The organism is Marinifilum sp. (genome assembly GCF_965230805.1).
GTDB lineage: Bacteria > Bacteroidota > Bacteroidia > Bacteroidales > Marinifilaceae > Marinifilum.
The window spans coordinates 2,826,362-2,839,502 of record NZ_OZ246019.1 but is presented as its reverse complement, the minus strand read 5'-3'; the positions used below and the strand labels follow the sequence as shown (position 1 = coordinate 2,839,502).

At 37.1% G+C, this 13,141-nt stretch carries 12 protein-coding genes; 11 read left to right on the top strand and 1 reads right to left on the bottom strand.

Features of this window, described 5'->3' with window-relative positions; genetic code table 11:
* Nucleotides 1-38: 38 nt before the first annotated feature.
* Genes ACO05S_RS11375 through ACO05S_RS11355 form a run of 5 tightly spaced genes read left to right on the top strand, consistent with a single transcriptional unit; the run spans nt 39 to nt 6,146 of the window.
* A complete protein-coding gene (locus ACO05S_RS11375; protein ID WP_421918137.1) occupies nt 39-2,261 on the top strand; it encodes an amino acid permease in 2,223 nt (740 codons plus the stop codon).
* Nucleotides 2,261-3,061 carry an ABC transporter substrate-binding protein gene (locus tag ACO05S_RS11370; RefSeq protein WP_421918136.1) on the top strand — a complete coding sequence of 267 codons (801 nt, stop codon included), beginning with the start codon at nt 2,261-2,263 and terminating at the stop codon, nt 3,059-3,061. Before ACO05S_RS11375 ends, ACO05S_RS11370 begins: the two co-directional genes overlap by 1 nt.
* 40 nt (nt 3,062-3,101) lie before the next feature.
* Nucleotides 3,102-3,581, top strand: coding sequence for a pantetheine-phosphate adenylyltransferase (gene coaD, locus ACO05S_RS11365; protein ID WP_421918135.1), 480 nt, complete (start codon nt 3,102-3,104; stop codon nt 3,579-3,581).
* Between the two features lie 3 nt (nt 3,582-3,584).
* A complete protein-coding gene (locus tag ACO05S_RS11360; protein WP_421918134.1) occupies nt 3,585-4,721 on the top strand; it encodes a serine hydrolase domain-containing protein in 1,137 nt (378 codons plus the stop codon).
* Between the two features lie 21 nt (nt 4,722-4,742).
* Nucleotides 4,743-6,146: a TlpA family protein disulfide reductase gene (locus ACO05S_RS11355; protein WP_421918133.1), complete on the top strand. Its 1,404-nt coding sequence runs from the start codon at nt 4,743-4,745 to the stop codon at nt 6,144-6,146.
* A gap of 2 nt (nt 6,147-6,148) precedes the next feature.
* Here ACO05S_RS11355 and ACO05S_RS11350 read toward each other — a convergent pair whose 3' ends face one another.
* Nucleotides 6,149-6,745, bottom strand: a complete 597-nt coding sequence (locus ACO05S_RS11350; RefSeq protein WP_421918132.1) for an NUDIX hydrolase — start codon at nt 6,743-6,745, stop codon at nt 6,149-6,151.
* Nucleotides 6,746-6,836: 91 nt separating this feature from the next.
* Here ACO05S_RS11350 and pyrE point away from each other — a divergent pair, with 91 nt between their 5' ends.
* From pyrE to ACO05S_RS11320, 6 genes are all read left to right on the top strand, one after another.
* Complete coding sequence (gene pyrE, locus ACO05S_RS11345; protein ID WP_421918131.1) at nt 6,837-7,469, top strand: orotate phosphoribosyltransferase; 633 nt, start codon at nt 6,837-6,839, stop codon at nt 7,467-7,469.
* Between the two features lie 287 nt (nt 7,470-7,756).
* The gene (locus tag ACO05S_RS11340) at nt 7,757-8,251 is read left to right on the top strand and encodes a hypothetical protein (RefSeq protein ID WP_421918130.1); all 495 of its coding nucleotides are present in this window, start codon (nt 7,757-7,759) and stop codon (nt 8,249-8,251) included.
* Between the two features lie 537 nt (nt 8,252-8,788).
* Complete coding sequence (locus ACO05S_RS11335; RefSeq protein WP_421918129.1) at nt 8,789-9,199, top strand: Fur family transcriptional regulator; 411 nt, start codon at nt 8,789-8,791, stop codon at nt 9,197-9,199.
* Nucleotides 9,199-11,613 (top strand): TonB-dependent receptor, encoded by a 2,415-nt coding sequence (locus ACO05S_RS11330; RefSeq protein ID WP_421918128.1) that lies wholly within the window; start codon nt 9,199-9,201, stop codon nt 11,611-11,613. The genes ACO05S_RS11335 and ACO05S_RS11330 overlap by 1 nt, the downstream gene beginning before the upstream one ends.
* The gene (locus ACO05S_RS11325; RefSeq protein ID WP_421918127.1) at nt 11,610-12,101 is read left to right on the top strand and encodes a DUF4625 domain-containing protein; all 492 of its coding nucleotides are present in this window, start codon (nt 11,610-11,612) and stop codon (nt 12,099-12,101) included. Before ACO05S_RS11330 ends, ACO05S_RS11325 begins: the two co-directional genes overlap by 4 nt.
* 58 nt (nt 12,102-12,159) lie before the next feature.
* Nucleotides 12,160-12,657 (top strand): DUF4625 domain-containing protein, encoded by a 498-nt coding sequence (locus ACO05S_RS11320; protein WP_421918126.1) that lies wholly within the window; start codon nt 12,160-12,162, stop codon nt 12,655-12,657.
* The last annotated feature ends 484 nt before the right edge of the window (nt 12,658-13,141 follow it).

Here is a 13,141-nt window from a genome sequence, read left to right as displayed (position 1 = left end):
TTTATCGCTTTGATCACAGCTACTAAAGAAATTTAACTATGCCCGATAAATTACTGAAAACCAAAGCCAGTTTTGGCACCATGCCCGTTTTCCTTACAGCAATCTCTACCATTTTAGGAGCTATTTTGTTCCTTCGCTTTGGCTGGGCTGTGGGAAATGTAGGTTTTATAGGCGTAATTGGAATTATTGTTTTAGGCCACTTAATTACCATTCCAACCGCAATGGCTGTTGCCGAAATTGCTACCAATCAAAAAGTATTGGGAGGAGGTGCCTACTACATCATTTCCCGATCGTTTGGATTAAATATTGGTGCTGCAATTGGTATTACTCTATACCTTTCGCAGGCCATTTCGGTTGCCTTTTATGTAATTGCTTTTGCCGAAGCATTCGACCCGCTTATTCAATGGATTGCCGACAACTATGGACTCCTGATCTACGACAAAAGAGCGATTAGCATTCCTACCATGACCCTATTGGCCGGTTTATTTCTAACACGAGGTGCAAACATGGGAATGAAAGCATTGTACGTTGTTGTAGCCACATTAGCAATTTCATTGTTCATGTTCTTTATTGGCACTCCTGAAAATGCACCAACAGAAATGGTTTTAGATGCTACCATAGAAAATCCAAAAAGCTTTTTTTATGTATTTACCATAGTTTTTCCTGCATTTACGGGGCTGGCAGCAGGCTTAGGACTTTCGGGCGATTTAAGAAATCCCCGAAAATCGATTCCCCGAGGAACCATTTGGGCTACCATTGGCGGCTTGCTGATTTACATTTGGGCAGCCTATAAATTTACCGTTTCGGCAAGTCCGGAAGATCTGGCAAGCGATCAGCTGATCATGAGAAAAATAGCTGTTTGGGGACCAATCATTCCTATCGGATTGGCAGCGGCCTCTTTGTCGTCGGCTTTGGGTTCAATTATGGTGGCGCCACGAACCTTGCAAGCCATTGGCCTTGATGATATTTTTCCTCAGCAAGGCCTGAACAAATGGTTAAAATCAGAAAGCAAGAAAAACAACGAACCGATTAATGCATCCATCATCTCTATTGCCATTGCTTTTGTTTTTGTTTTTATTGGTGATGTTGATTTTGTGGCGCAAATCATTTCCATGTTCTTTATGGTTACCTATGGAGCCATTTGTATCATCTCCTTTCTGGAACATTTTGCAGCCGATCCATCCTACCGTCCTACCTTCCGTTCCAAGTGGTATTTGTCCTTAATGGGCGCTGTTCTTTCTGTGTGGATCATGTTTCAAATGAACATGACATATGCCATATTGTCATTAATGATAATGGGGGGCATTTATTACGGTATTAACGTTACGGCCAAAGGAAATCGCGGACTGGCAAAACTGTTTCGTGGTGTGGTGTTCCAATTGAGTCGCCACCTGCAAATTTTTGCTCAACGAGCAGAAAAAGGTGATCGTGAACTAAGCTGGAGGCCTTTTGCCATTTGTATTTCGCAAGATTCATTCAAGCGCCGATCGGCTTTCGACCTTTTAAGGTGGATATCATACAAATATGGTTTTGGAACCTACATTCATTTTCTGGAAGGATACCTAAATGAACAAACCAACGAGGAATCGAAGAAAGTAATGAACAAATTGATTAACCTGGCATCAGGAAGCAAAAACAGGGTGTATCTCGATACAATTATCTCTCCCTCCATGACTTCTGCCATAGCCCAGGTAATGCAGCTTTCGGGAATATCCGGACACGGTTACAACTCCATTCTTTTCGAGTTTTCGAGAACTGAGCCCGATCGGCTTAACTATGTAATCGACAATTATAAGCTTTTGGAATCAACTCATTTTGATGTTTGCATTCTGAATACCTCGTACAAAGGCTTTGGATACAAAAAAGAAATACATGTTTGGATAGGTGCCAACGATTTGGAAAATGCCAACCTAATGATTCTGCTGGCTTACATCATTCAGGGACATCCTGATTGGAAGAAAGGAACCATTAAGATTTTTGCCATCTATCCCGGCGATCAGTTAGAAAGTCAGAAAGATAAGTTACTGGCTCTAATCAAATCCGGCCGACTACCAATATCGCCAAGTAACATACAGTTGATTAATGCAAACTACACCAACAAAAAGCAGGTAATCATACAAAATTCATTAGATGCCGATTTAAGCATACTCGGATTTAACCAGGAAGAAGTTAAGGAGGAAGGCCTTGATTTGTTTACAGGTTTTGAAGATATGGGAAATATACTTTTTGTGAGTTCATATAAAGAAATTAATATTAAATAATGGCTGATTCTATAAAAATTACCGATGGCCTTGGCCGGGAGGTAATTATTCCTTTTCCGCCCAAAAGAATTATTCCGGCTGTTCCATCAACCACCGAGTTTTTATTCGATTTGGGATTGGAAGATAAAGTGATTTCACGAACCAAATTTTGTCGCTATCCTAAAGACAAGATCAAGAGATTACCAAATATTGGCGGGCCTAAAAACCTGTATGTGGATAAAATCAACTTGTTACATCCTGATTTAATTCTTGTAAACGAAGAGGAAAATAACAAAGCTGAGGTGGAAGCGCTAATGGAGAGTTTTCCTGTGTATGTAAGCAAGGTACGCAACTACGAGGAGGCCTTGGAGAACATTCTGAACACCGGAAAAATAACAGGTACAGAGCCTAAAGCTTTCGAAATCACCAATCAAATAAGAAGTAATTTTGCCAAAATCCCGAAAGGTGAAAAATCATTAAAAGTACTTTACCTGATTTGGAGAAAACCGTTTATGGCAGTGGGCAGAAACTCCTTTATCCACTCGATGTTGGAAATGTGTGGATTTGAAAATGTACTGGAAGATCCGCAAGAGCGGTATCCAAATTTGAGTGAAGATGACATTAAAAATTTAAATCCTGATTTGGTATTGCTTTCTTCGGAGCCCTATCCTTTTGAGGAAATCAATAAAAAGGAAATGGAAGACTTGCTTCCTGATGCCAAAGTTGAACTGGTTGATGGTGAAATGTTCTCCTGGTACGAATCGCACATGCTGCAAGCAGCAGATTATTTTATAAACTTGATTAAAAAAGTTAAAGCATAATAATTCTTTTTATTTTTGCTTCAAATGAAATCATATTTAAATGGAACGCATTGCTATTTTTCCCGGATCGTTCGACCCATTTACTATCGGGCATGAATCTATTGTAAGCCGGGCTTTACCCCTATTCGATAAAATTACGATTGCAATAGGATATAACTCTGAAAAAAAACAGTTTTTCCCAATTGAAAAACGCATTCTATGGATCAAAGAAGCTTTTCACAACAACCCAAAAATTGAAGTGGAAACATTTAGTGGACTTACCGTTGAGTATTGCAAATCGAAAAATGCACATTTTATTTTAAGAGGTTTAAGAACCGCTGCCGACTTCGAGTACGAACGAGCCATTGCTCAAATCAACAAGAAAATGGCCTACGATTTAGAATCCATCTTCTTGCTAACCACTCCCGAGCATACCATGATTACTTCGACCATTGTTCGTGATATCATACGACATGGTGGCGATGCCTCGCAATTTTTACCCAATGTAATTGATCCTGATGCATATAAACTAAAGCTATAAACCATGTCAAGAATAAGTAAAACGGTATTAATTCTGGCTTTACTCACAGCTCTTTGGATGCTTTTGGTGCCTAATTACTTGCGTACAAGCCTTATTTATTGGTATGCAAATATCGATGATTACAAGATTTTCGAAAATACCGAAGTAAATGTTGCCGATAGCAGAGAATGGAAAGAAGCCGATTCATACAACAAGTATGAACTTGAAAATTCGGATCGTGAGTATCTGGAAGATCATGAAACGGTTGCTTATTTAATCATACAAAACGGAAAAGTATTATACGAAGAGTATTGGGATGGCTATGATGCTGATTCGTATTCCAATATTTTCTCGGCTACCAAAAGCATTGTAAGCCTTTTAATTGGCATTGCCATTGACGAAGGAAAAATAAAATCGGTGGATGAGCCAATTGGGAGTTATTTAGAGGAATTTGCCAATGATGAACGTGGCAAAGTAACAATTAAGAATCTGCTTACCATGAGTTCTGGTTTAGATTGGGACGAAGCTTACACCAGTCCTACTTCGATTACCACCAAAGCTTATTACGGCAAAAAATTGCGGCAGGTAAGTACCGATCAGCAATTAATCGAAAAACCTGGTGTTCGTTTCCGATATCAGAGTGGAAATACTCAGCTTTTGGCTTTTATTGTTGAAAAGGCAAGCGGCGAAACCATCTCGAAATATGCCGAACGAACTTTGTGGAAGCCAATGCACGCAGTAAATACAGCACTTTGGAGTTTGGATAAAAAAGATGGTGACGAAAAATCGTTCTGCTGTTTTAATACCAATGCCCGCGATGCAGCCCGTTTTGGTCAGTTGGTGCTGAATAAGGGTTCGTGGAACAAAAAGCAGCTGGTTTCAGAACAGTATATCACAGAAGCAACAACTGCTGCATCTTCCCTTTTGAACAGTGATAAAACCGCTCCTTTGGATTTTTACGGATATCAATACTGGATTTTGCCATACAAGAACATGAGTATCCCATACATGCGTGGTCACAGAGGACAATACATCTACTCCATTGCCGAAAAAAATGCTGTTGTAGTTCGCTTTGGCAAGGCGAAAGATGAAATTAACGAAGGAGAAATCACAATGGATATTCCCAAATATGTTGATATCGCCCTTAAAATATTGCAATAGAAAATCCTTGAAATCTTCGCTATGAAAAATCTGCTTTTTCTTACTTTAATTGCGCTTTTGTCTTTTGCTGCACATGCCGAAAAGGTAATCCTTTCGGGAATTGCGAAATCATACCAGGGCAGCACAATTAGTGTGATGTATCATACCGATTCATTTACCTATACCAGTAAAAAAATTGCAGATTTTAAAGTGGATGCCAATGGCAAATTTTTGCTCGAATTGGAAGTAGAAAAGACTCAATTAATTTTTCTACCTCTTGGTGTATACAAAGGCTTCTTATACATTGAACCTGGCAAAAGATATGAGCTAAGATTTCCTCCAAAACAAGAGTTAACGCCAGCTCAAAAGCTAAATCCTTTTTTCGAAGCCGATGAGTTAATGCTTGGGCTTGCCAATACTACTCCCAACGAATTGAACAGAAATATTCGCAGATTGGATGATAAACTGGACTCTTTTATCAATCAGAACTTTCACAGAATTTACCGCAAAAAAGAGAAATCGGAAGGAATTCTATTCTCGAAACAAGTAAAACAGGAATTTGGGAATATCAAAAATCAGTTTTTTATTGATTATCTTCGTTATCGTTTGGGATTTTTAGAGTTTTTATCGAACCCCATTGCTTTCCAAAAAATAGAAAATGACTTTTTTAAGGATCAAGAAATACAAGTCAACAATCCTGCTTACATGAGCTTGTACAAAAAGCAGTATGGAAATTTTCTTAACGGATATTTTAAGCAGAAAGAAAGTTTGACATTAAGCAATGCCTTTAAGTCAGCAAATTCCTATGCCGAGATTAAAAAGCTGATGCAAAAATACCCTGCCTATTCAAATGCTCAATTGCTGGATATGATCATTGCCACTTCTACATTCGATTCATTCACCAGAAAGTTTATTGGAAAAGATAAATCACTTTCCATTTTGCAAGAGATCATCAAAGCATCAAGCAATGATTACAACAAGAATCTTTGTCGCAACTTTATATCTAAAATCACTCACTTGCAGAAGAATTATCCTGCTCCCGAATTTAAATTTGGCGGAGTTCAGCTGGCCGATTACAAAGGAAAATACCTGTACCTGAATTTCTGCAATACGCAATCCTACCCTTGCTTACAAGACTTTAAAGAGATGGTAAAGCTCAAGAAACAATTCGGGAAACATGTCGAGTTTTTAAGCATTGCTTGCGATTGGGATGTAAAAAAATGGCTTGAGTTCTCGAAAAACAACAGGTATACATGGAAGTTTGTTCACATTGGCAATCAGCATCATTTAATTCATGAGTATAAGATAAAAGCTTTTCCCAGCTATGTTCTAATCGACCCGAAAGGAAACATTGTTAAGGCAGCTGCTCCGGGACCAAAAGAAAATATTCATTTGGAGTTTATAAAAATTGCGAGGGATGCTGCCAGGAACGCACATAAGAAATAAATCTATTCATTCATAACCGTCAAAATTGAAGCATAAGTATTCGCCTTAAACTCTTGTAAATTATCTTCTGCTAACCATTTTACTTCCTGAATGTCTTCTTCAGTTTGAGGAACCAATTGTTGCGAACCCGAGTAAATCATTTGATACCAATAGGTACGTTTCAAAACAAATTTATCCTTCATCCAATAGGTGTGGTAGGTCGAGTTGAGTTCTTTTTCGATTTTCACACCAGAAATTCCACACTCCTCTTCCACTTCACGTATGGCAGCTTCCAAAATCCCTTCTCCTTTCTCAACTTTTCCTTTGGGCAAATCCCATTTGCCAAGTCGGTAGATTGCCAATATTTCTTTTTGCTGATTGTATACCTTTCCGCCGGCTGCTTCAATGTATTTAAAACAAGATTTAAAGTGATCAAAGAGGGTTTCCACATCATCAGCAGCAATAAAGATTTGAGCTCGGTTTTCCTCTGCATCAAACTGTAGAATTAATCCTTCCAAGGATTCATCTGCCGTCCAGGCATAAACCATTCCTTCGAAATCCAAACTTTCGATTTTATCACCTAAAAAAATCAATCGATCTTTAAAAAATACTTTATACATTTGCGATAGATTTTAAAACACATCAAAAAACATAATGCTTTGAATTTCCGTGTTTTGAATTCAGTTAGTAATTCATAAATCCAGAGAAAGAATGCAAAATACTGCTAAACAAGTCGCTGAACATTTGCTGCAAATTAAGGCAATTAAACTAGAACCAACAAACCCATTTACCTGGGCATCGGGATGGAAATCTCCTATTTATTGTGATAACCGAAAAACTCTTTCTTTTCCTGAAGTAAGAACTTATATCAAAAAAGCTTTTGCTGATGTAGTTAAAGAGAAATATCCCGAAGTAGAAGTAATTGCTGGTGTTGCCACTGGTGCAATTGCACAAGGAGCTTTGGTTGCCGAAGAAATGAACAAGCCAATGGTTTACATTCGTTCATCGGCAAAAGCACACGGAATGACCAACCTAATTGAAGGGGATATCAAACCAGGTCAGAAGGTGGTTGTAATTGAAGATCTGATTTCGACTGGTGGCAGTAGCTTAAAGGCTGTTAATGCACTTAGAGAAGCTGGTTGCGAAGTATTGGGTATGGTTGCTATTTTTACTTATGGTTTCCAAAAAGCCCTTGATAACTTCAGCGAAGCAAATTGCAAGCTTGATACTTTAAGTGATTACAACGTAATGATTGATCGTGCACAAGAAATTGGTTACGTAAAGGCAGAAGATGTGGATCAATTGAAAGAATGGAGAAAAGATCCTGCAAGCTGGGGAGTATAGTATTTTATTCAATTTCAGCAATAGCATGAAAGCTAGAATGGGTTTAAATGGGAATTATAATTATCGATAAAACCATTAGCTATCAGCTTTTAGTGATTGGCTTTTAATAATTGTTTTTTATTTTAATCTACTCACGTGAAATTGATCGCTAAACTCTTTATTGCACATAGAGATATTTTATAATAGTATAATATCAGAGAGAGTATTTTTTAGCAATGGCATGGCTAACTGCCAAAAGCCAAAAGCTTAAAAATACCCTCTTTTGTATTCTAAAGGAGGACAGAATAATGTCGACAACAAAAATTGTTAGTGAAGTAAAAAAGATTCCACACATGGTAGGTGATGTGTATGGTTTCTTTTCGGATTTTAGAAAAATTGCCAAAGTATTTGAGTTAGCTGCAAATAACCCTCAAGTACAAGAACAAATTGAAGCACAAGCTCAAAAGAAAGTTAATTTTAGCGAGCATATTGAACACTGGGAAGCTACTGAAGACAATTGCACTTTCGTGATTAAAGGCTTTGGCGAGGCTGGATTGCAGTTTGTTGAAAAGGAAGAAAACAAGACTTTAAAACTAACCGGATACGGAAGAAGCCCTTTCGAGTTTTATATTTGGATTCAACTGATTGAAAAGGATGCTTATGATACCAGAATTCGCCTTACCGTGCATGCTGAACTAAATGCCATGATGAAGATGATGCTGAAAAAGAAACTGGAAAAAGGCATCGATCAATTGGCAGAAGGATTAACTCAAATACCTTATAATAACGTGAGTTCGATGTAAAATTCTATCCACAGAAAGTTATATTTGCGATAGATTTGCATTAAAAATTTGGAAAGAATAGCGGGCTATTTTGAGGAATTTTTAATGTGAAGATGTCGTAAAGAGAACTTTCCATTATGTGTTTGCCTGCTTTAGGCATAAATTCCCTCAAATCTTCTTGAAATATCCCGATATTCCTTCGAAAATTTCTACTCAAAATCAGATCAAACTGTGAACGAATTTTACCTCGAACTCACGTTATAATATGTTGCAAAGCATTGAATAAAAGAACATCAACAGAATATAAAAAGCAGCAATAAGATGAATGATGCATCTTATTGCTGCTTTTTTAATAAGCTGAACTCGATTAAAAAGATCCATCACAGGAAGTCATATTGATTCAATAGTTGCCTATAAAATATGAAGAATGATTACGGCAAAAATTGGATGCCGATGGTTAATGCAACGAATTTTACTGCTTTGATATAAATTTCCGTATTTATTTTCAGTAATTCACACTATATTTGCAACACCGTTGCATTTAAATCATCTGTCACAATGACGCCTGCTGAAATATTAAATACACATAAGCTAAAACGAACCAGTTGTCGTGAAGGAATTCTGGAAGTGGTAATGAATTCGGGTCATGCTCTTTCCGAAAACGAAATACGAGAGAGCTTAACAAGCAATTACGATCGAACTACCTTCTATCGTTCATTTAAAACCTTGGAAGAAAATAATATCCTCCACAAAATTGTTGTAGACAATCAACTGGTAAAATATGCTCTGCATCATTCCATTACACGCAAACAGGAGCATGCACATTTCTATTGTAGCATTTGCAAAATGGTAAAATGCTTAGATAACATCCCCATACAAAAGTATGCTCTTCCGGATGGCTTTTCGGACAATGAAACCGAAGTAATTATTAAAGGCACTTGTCCAACTTGTAAAAATCAGAACAAATAATGTATGGCTTACAAAAACATATCACCATTATACTATTTGTGATTCTGTCTTTTTCAGCATTTGGGCAAAGTAGTTATATTCTAAAAGGAAAGATCCTTGACCAGAACCATAAAGCTCTGCCCGGGGCATCGCTTATGTTGTATCCCATAAAAAAGGGTACGGTAAGCGATCGCAATGGCGATTTTAGAATCTCCAATTTACAAAAGAATACCTATGTGATAGAAGTTTCATTTATAGGGTATAATACATTGGTAGATACTCTTTTTATTGAAAAGAATACTAGCTATAATGCTCAACTTAATGTTTCTAATCTCAACTTAAGCGAGGTGGTAATTACCGATAATTATGCCGAACAAAGAAAAAGAGAAGAATCGCTAAGCATCGAGCTTGTTAATGATGATGAGTTGAAGCGATACCTTGGAGGAAGTTTGATGAATTCTTTGGAAAGATTACCTGGTGTTACAACCATTAATATAGGCTCCGGACAGTCGAAACCGGTAATTCGAGGATTGGGTTTTAACCGGGTTGTGGTAGTCGAAAACAATATTAAACACGAGGCACAGCAATGGGGATCTGACCATGGACTTGAGATTGACCAGTATGCTGTAGATAACATTGAGGTGATTAAAGGTCCTTCATCGCTAATGTATGGATCGGATGCTATAGGTGGTGTTATTGATATGCAAAACAGAAAATTGCCTGCAAATAATTCAATTGGTGGCTTGGTGGATATCACAGGTAAAAGCAATAATGATTTAATGGGAACATCCGTTTCGGTTTACGGTAGAAAGGGAAAGTTTTTTGCCAATGTAAGAGCAACCTATATGGATTACGGCGATTATAAAGTACCTGCCGATAGTATTGATATTTATTCTTATCGTGCCCCTTTGTACAAAAATCATTTGCGCAACACAGCAGGATATAAAAAAAACCTGCACTTCACACTGGGAATGGTAAAAGATGGATTTCTAAGTAAACTTTTTGTGAGTTCGGTAAACAGTAAAAGCGGCTTTTTTGCCAATGCACATGGTTTAGAGCCTCGAAATGTAGATACACAGCTTCATGATAAATCGAGCCGTGATATCAATTACCCTTATCAAAAGGTGAACCATATCAAGCTAATAAGCACTAACCAGTATAATTGGAATAAACTCAAACTAAATATCGATCTGGGCTTTCAACGAAACTTCCGTGAAGAGTGGAGCAAATACGTTAGTCATGGATACATGCCTCCTGTTGCTCCAGAAACGCTGGGTTTTAATCCTGATTTGGAAAGAGAGTTCGAAAAGTTCGTGTACTCTGGAAATGCCAAAATAGCATATCAATTAAATGAAAAAACAAAGATGGTTTTTGGAATGAATGGCGAATTTCAGGATAATCGAATTGATGGACGAGGATTTATTATTCCAAAATACAAGCAGCTTACATTGGGTGGTTTTACTTTTGTTCGCAACAAATTATCAGAACAAAGCAGCATTCAGTTAGGTGTTCGTTACGACTATGGAAACATTGATACACAAGAGTATTTCGATTGGTTTCGATCGCCTATTGATGAGAATGAACCTCCTACTCTGGAATACCTACAGCGGGCTGAAAACATCAACCGTAACTTCTCGAACTTTAGCTGGTCGGTAGGATACAACTCCAATGCCGAAAATTGGACTTTTAAAGCCAATGTGGGTAAGAGTTTTAGAATGCCAATAGCCAAAGAGCTGGCAGCAAATGGAGTGAATTACCACCGTTTTAGATACGAAGTAGGAGACTCAAACTTGTCCCCCGAAGAATCTTATCAATTTGATGCCAATTTAGAATATCATACTAATAAATTGGTAATTGGTACCTCACCTTTTGTAAACCATTTTTCCAACTACATTTATCTGAATCCAACTCCAGATCACGACAGATTTTATGGTAATGGAAATCAGAAGTTTTATTACACCGAAAGCGAAGTATTAAGATATGGTGGCGAGGTGCATGCTCACTATGAAATTCTGGAAGATTTGCAATTGGGGATCATTGGCGAATATGTTTATTCGGAACAATTATCGGGTGAGAAAAAAGGTTTCACACTGCCGCTTTCACCTCCCGCTTCGGCCATTTTCAGTGTAAAATACAATAGAAATAAGCTTTCTCTTATTGAAAATGCCTATTTCTCTTTTGATTATCGACTAACTGACTCTCAGAATAAAGTTGTTCCTCCTGAAGATCCAACTGATGGTTATCAATTAATAAACCTTGGTTTTGGAGGCGATATTCCTTTGGGAAATCAGAAGCTAAAGATCTCAATGCAGATCCACAATCTGTTCAATACAAGATATTTTAATCATACCAGTTTTTATAGGCTGATAAACGTACCTGAACCGGGAAGGAATTTTATTGTAAATGTTACTATCCCTTATTCAGGAAAAATTTGATTTATAACAATTTTAAAATTAATACTATAAACAAGAAAGTTATTTTATTTGCAATCGCCTTAGGAGTTGCAAGTTTATTTACTGCATGCGACAACGATGATGACTCGATTGCTAAACCAGAAATCACCATTTTAGAATTGGGTGAAGGCGATACTCATGGAGACGAGCGTACTGCCACAATTGGTGGCGAACTTCATATGAAAGTTGAAGTTGTAGCAGAAGGGAAAATCGATAAAATTCAGGTAAGACTTCATCCTGAGGGGGAACATCATCACAAAAGTGCAAAAGCCGATGAACATGACGAATGGGAAATCGATACTACCTACACTAAGTTCTCTGGATTAAAAAATACAACTTTTCATGAGCACCTTGAAATAGATTTAGGGGCAGAACCAGGCGAATATCATTTTGATTTTGTGGTTACCGATATGGAAGGCAACCAAAGCGCTGAGGACGCAGATATTGAAATTGTACTTAAAAAAGAATAAACAGTGAAAGCCAGTCAGGTTAGTATACTCCTGCTGGCTTTTTTCTAATTTCATTGATATGAAAAAGAAAAATCTAATTCTTCTAATCGCATTTTTCGTATTACTTGCAACAGCCTGTAGCGACGACAGTGAGGTGGATACAACAAAACCAACAATTGATATTAATTTTGAAGATGCATTCCCAAAGAATTGCGAGACCATATATTTTGGGGAAACATTTGTGTTAAAACTAAGATTCTCGGATAATGTTGAATTGGGTTCATACAGTATTGATATTCACAACAATTTCGATCATCATTCCCACAGTACAGAAGTTACTGAATGCGATTTGGATCCGGTAAAAGAACCTGTTATTCCCTTTGTTTATATAGAAGATTATTCCATCCCCACAGGATTGAAAGAATATGAAACAAATATATCTATTTCCATTCCTTCTGAAAATGAAGGTGTATTATTGGATGAAGGAGATTACCATTTTTTTATCAGCTTAACCGATAAAGAAGGTTGGTCGACCCAAAAAGGATTAAGCATTAAAATGTTGCACAGGCAGAATTGACCTATAAGAAATAGCATCTCTTAAATCTGCAATAATGCCAGTTTTATTATGAAACGAGCATGATTAAAATGATTGTTAAACCTATACGGTAATGATTATTCTGATCTTGTGATTTCCATCTGACAAATAGAAAAAAATATAATCAGGTGAAATGAGTCTAAAATGTTTCGTACTAATGCTGGTATTGTTTGTCAGAGCTAAGCATTTCTGTTGATTCCAATGCTTATTTTACTAGGAAGATTTTAAAACAAAAGCACCTTGCTTAACAGATAAGTTTGATACAGCTGTTGTGCCTATTTAACGTGAGTTCGACGTAAAATTCTATCCACAGAAAGTTATATTTACGATAGATTTGCATTAAAAATTTGGAAAGAATAGCGGGCTATTTTGAGGAATTTTTAATGTGAAGATGTCGTAAAGAGAACTTTCCATTATGTGTTTGCCTGCTTTCGGCATAAATTTCCTTAAATCTTCTTGAAACATC

What these genes read in the sequence shown, in the direction of transcription:
- ACO05S_RS11375 (WP_421918137.1), top strand. Translation starts at nt 39, where the DNA reads ATGCCCGATAAATTACTGAAAACCAAAGCCAGTTTTGGCACCATGCCC.
- ACO05S_RS11370 (WP_421918136.1), top strand. Translation starts at nt 2,261, where the DNA reads ATGGCTGATTCTATAAAAATTACCGATGGCCTTGGCCGGGAGGTAATT.
- coaD (WP_421918135.1), top strand. Translation starts at nt 3,102, where the DNA reads ATGGAACGCATTGCTATTTTTCCCGGATCGTTCGACCCATTTACTATC.
- ACO05S_RS11360 (WP_421918134.1), top strand. Translation starts at nt 3,585, where the DNA reads ATGTCAAGAATAAGTAAAACGGTATTAATTCTGGCTTTACTCACAGCT.
- ACO05S_RS11355 (WP_421918133.1), top strand. Translation starts at nt 4,743, where the DNA reads ATGAAAAATCTGCTTTTTCTTACTTTAATTGCGCTTTTGTCTTTTGCT.
- ACO05S_RS11350 (WP_421918132.1), bottom strand. Translation starts at nt 6,745, where the DNA reads ATGTATAAAGTATTTTTTAAAGATCGATTGATTTTTTTAGGTGATAAA.
- pyrE (WP_421918131.1), top strand. Translation starts at nt 6,837, where the DNA reads ATGCAAAATACTGCTAAACAAGTCGCTGAACATTTGCTGCAAATTAAG.
- ACO05S_RS11340 (WP_421918130.1), top strand. Translation starts at nt 7,757, where the DNA reads ATGTCGACAACAAAAATTGTTAGTGAAGTAAAAAAGATTCCACACATG.
- ACO05S_RS11335 (WP_421918129.1), top strand. Translation starts at nt 8,789, where the DNA reads ATGACGCCTGCTGAAATATTAAATACACATAAGCTAAAACGAACCAGT.
- ACO05S_RS11330 (WP_421918128.1), top strand. Translation starts at nt 9,199, where the DNA reads ATGTATGGCTTACAAAAACATATCACCATTATACTATTTGTGATTCTG.
- ACO05S_RS11320 (WP_421918126.1), top strand. Translation starts at nt 12,160, where the DNA reads ATGAAAAAGAAAAATCTAATTCTTCTAATCGCATTTTTCGTATTACTT.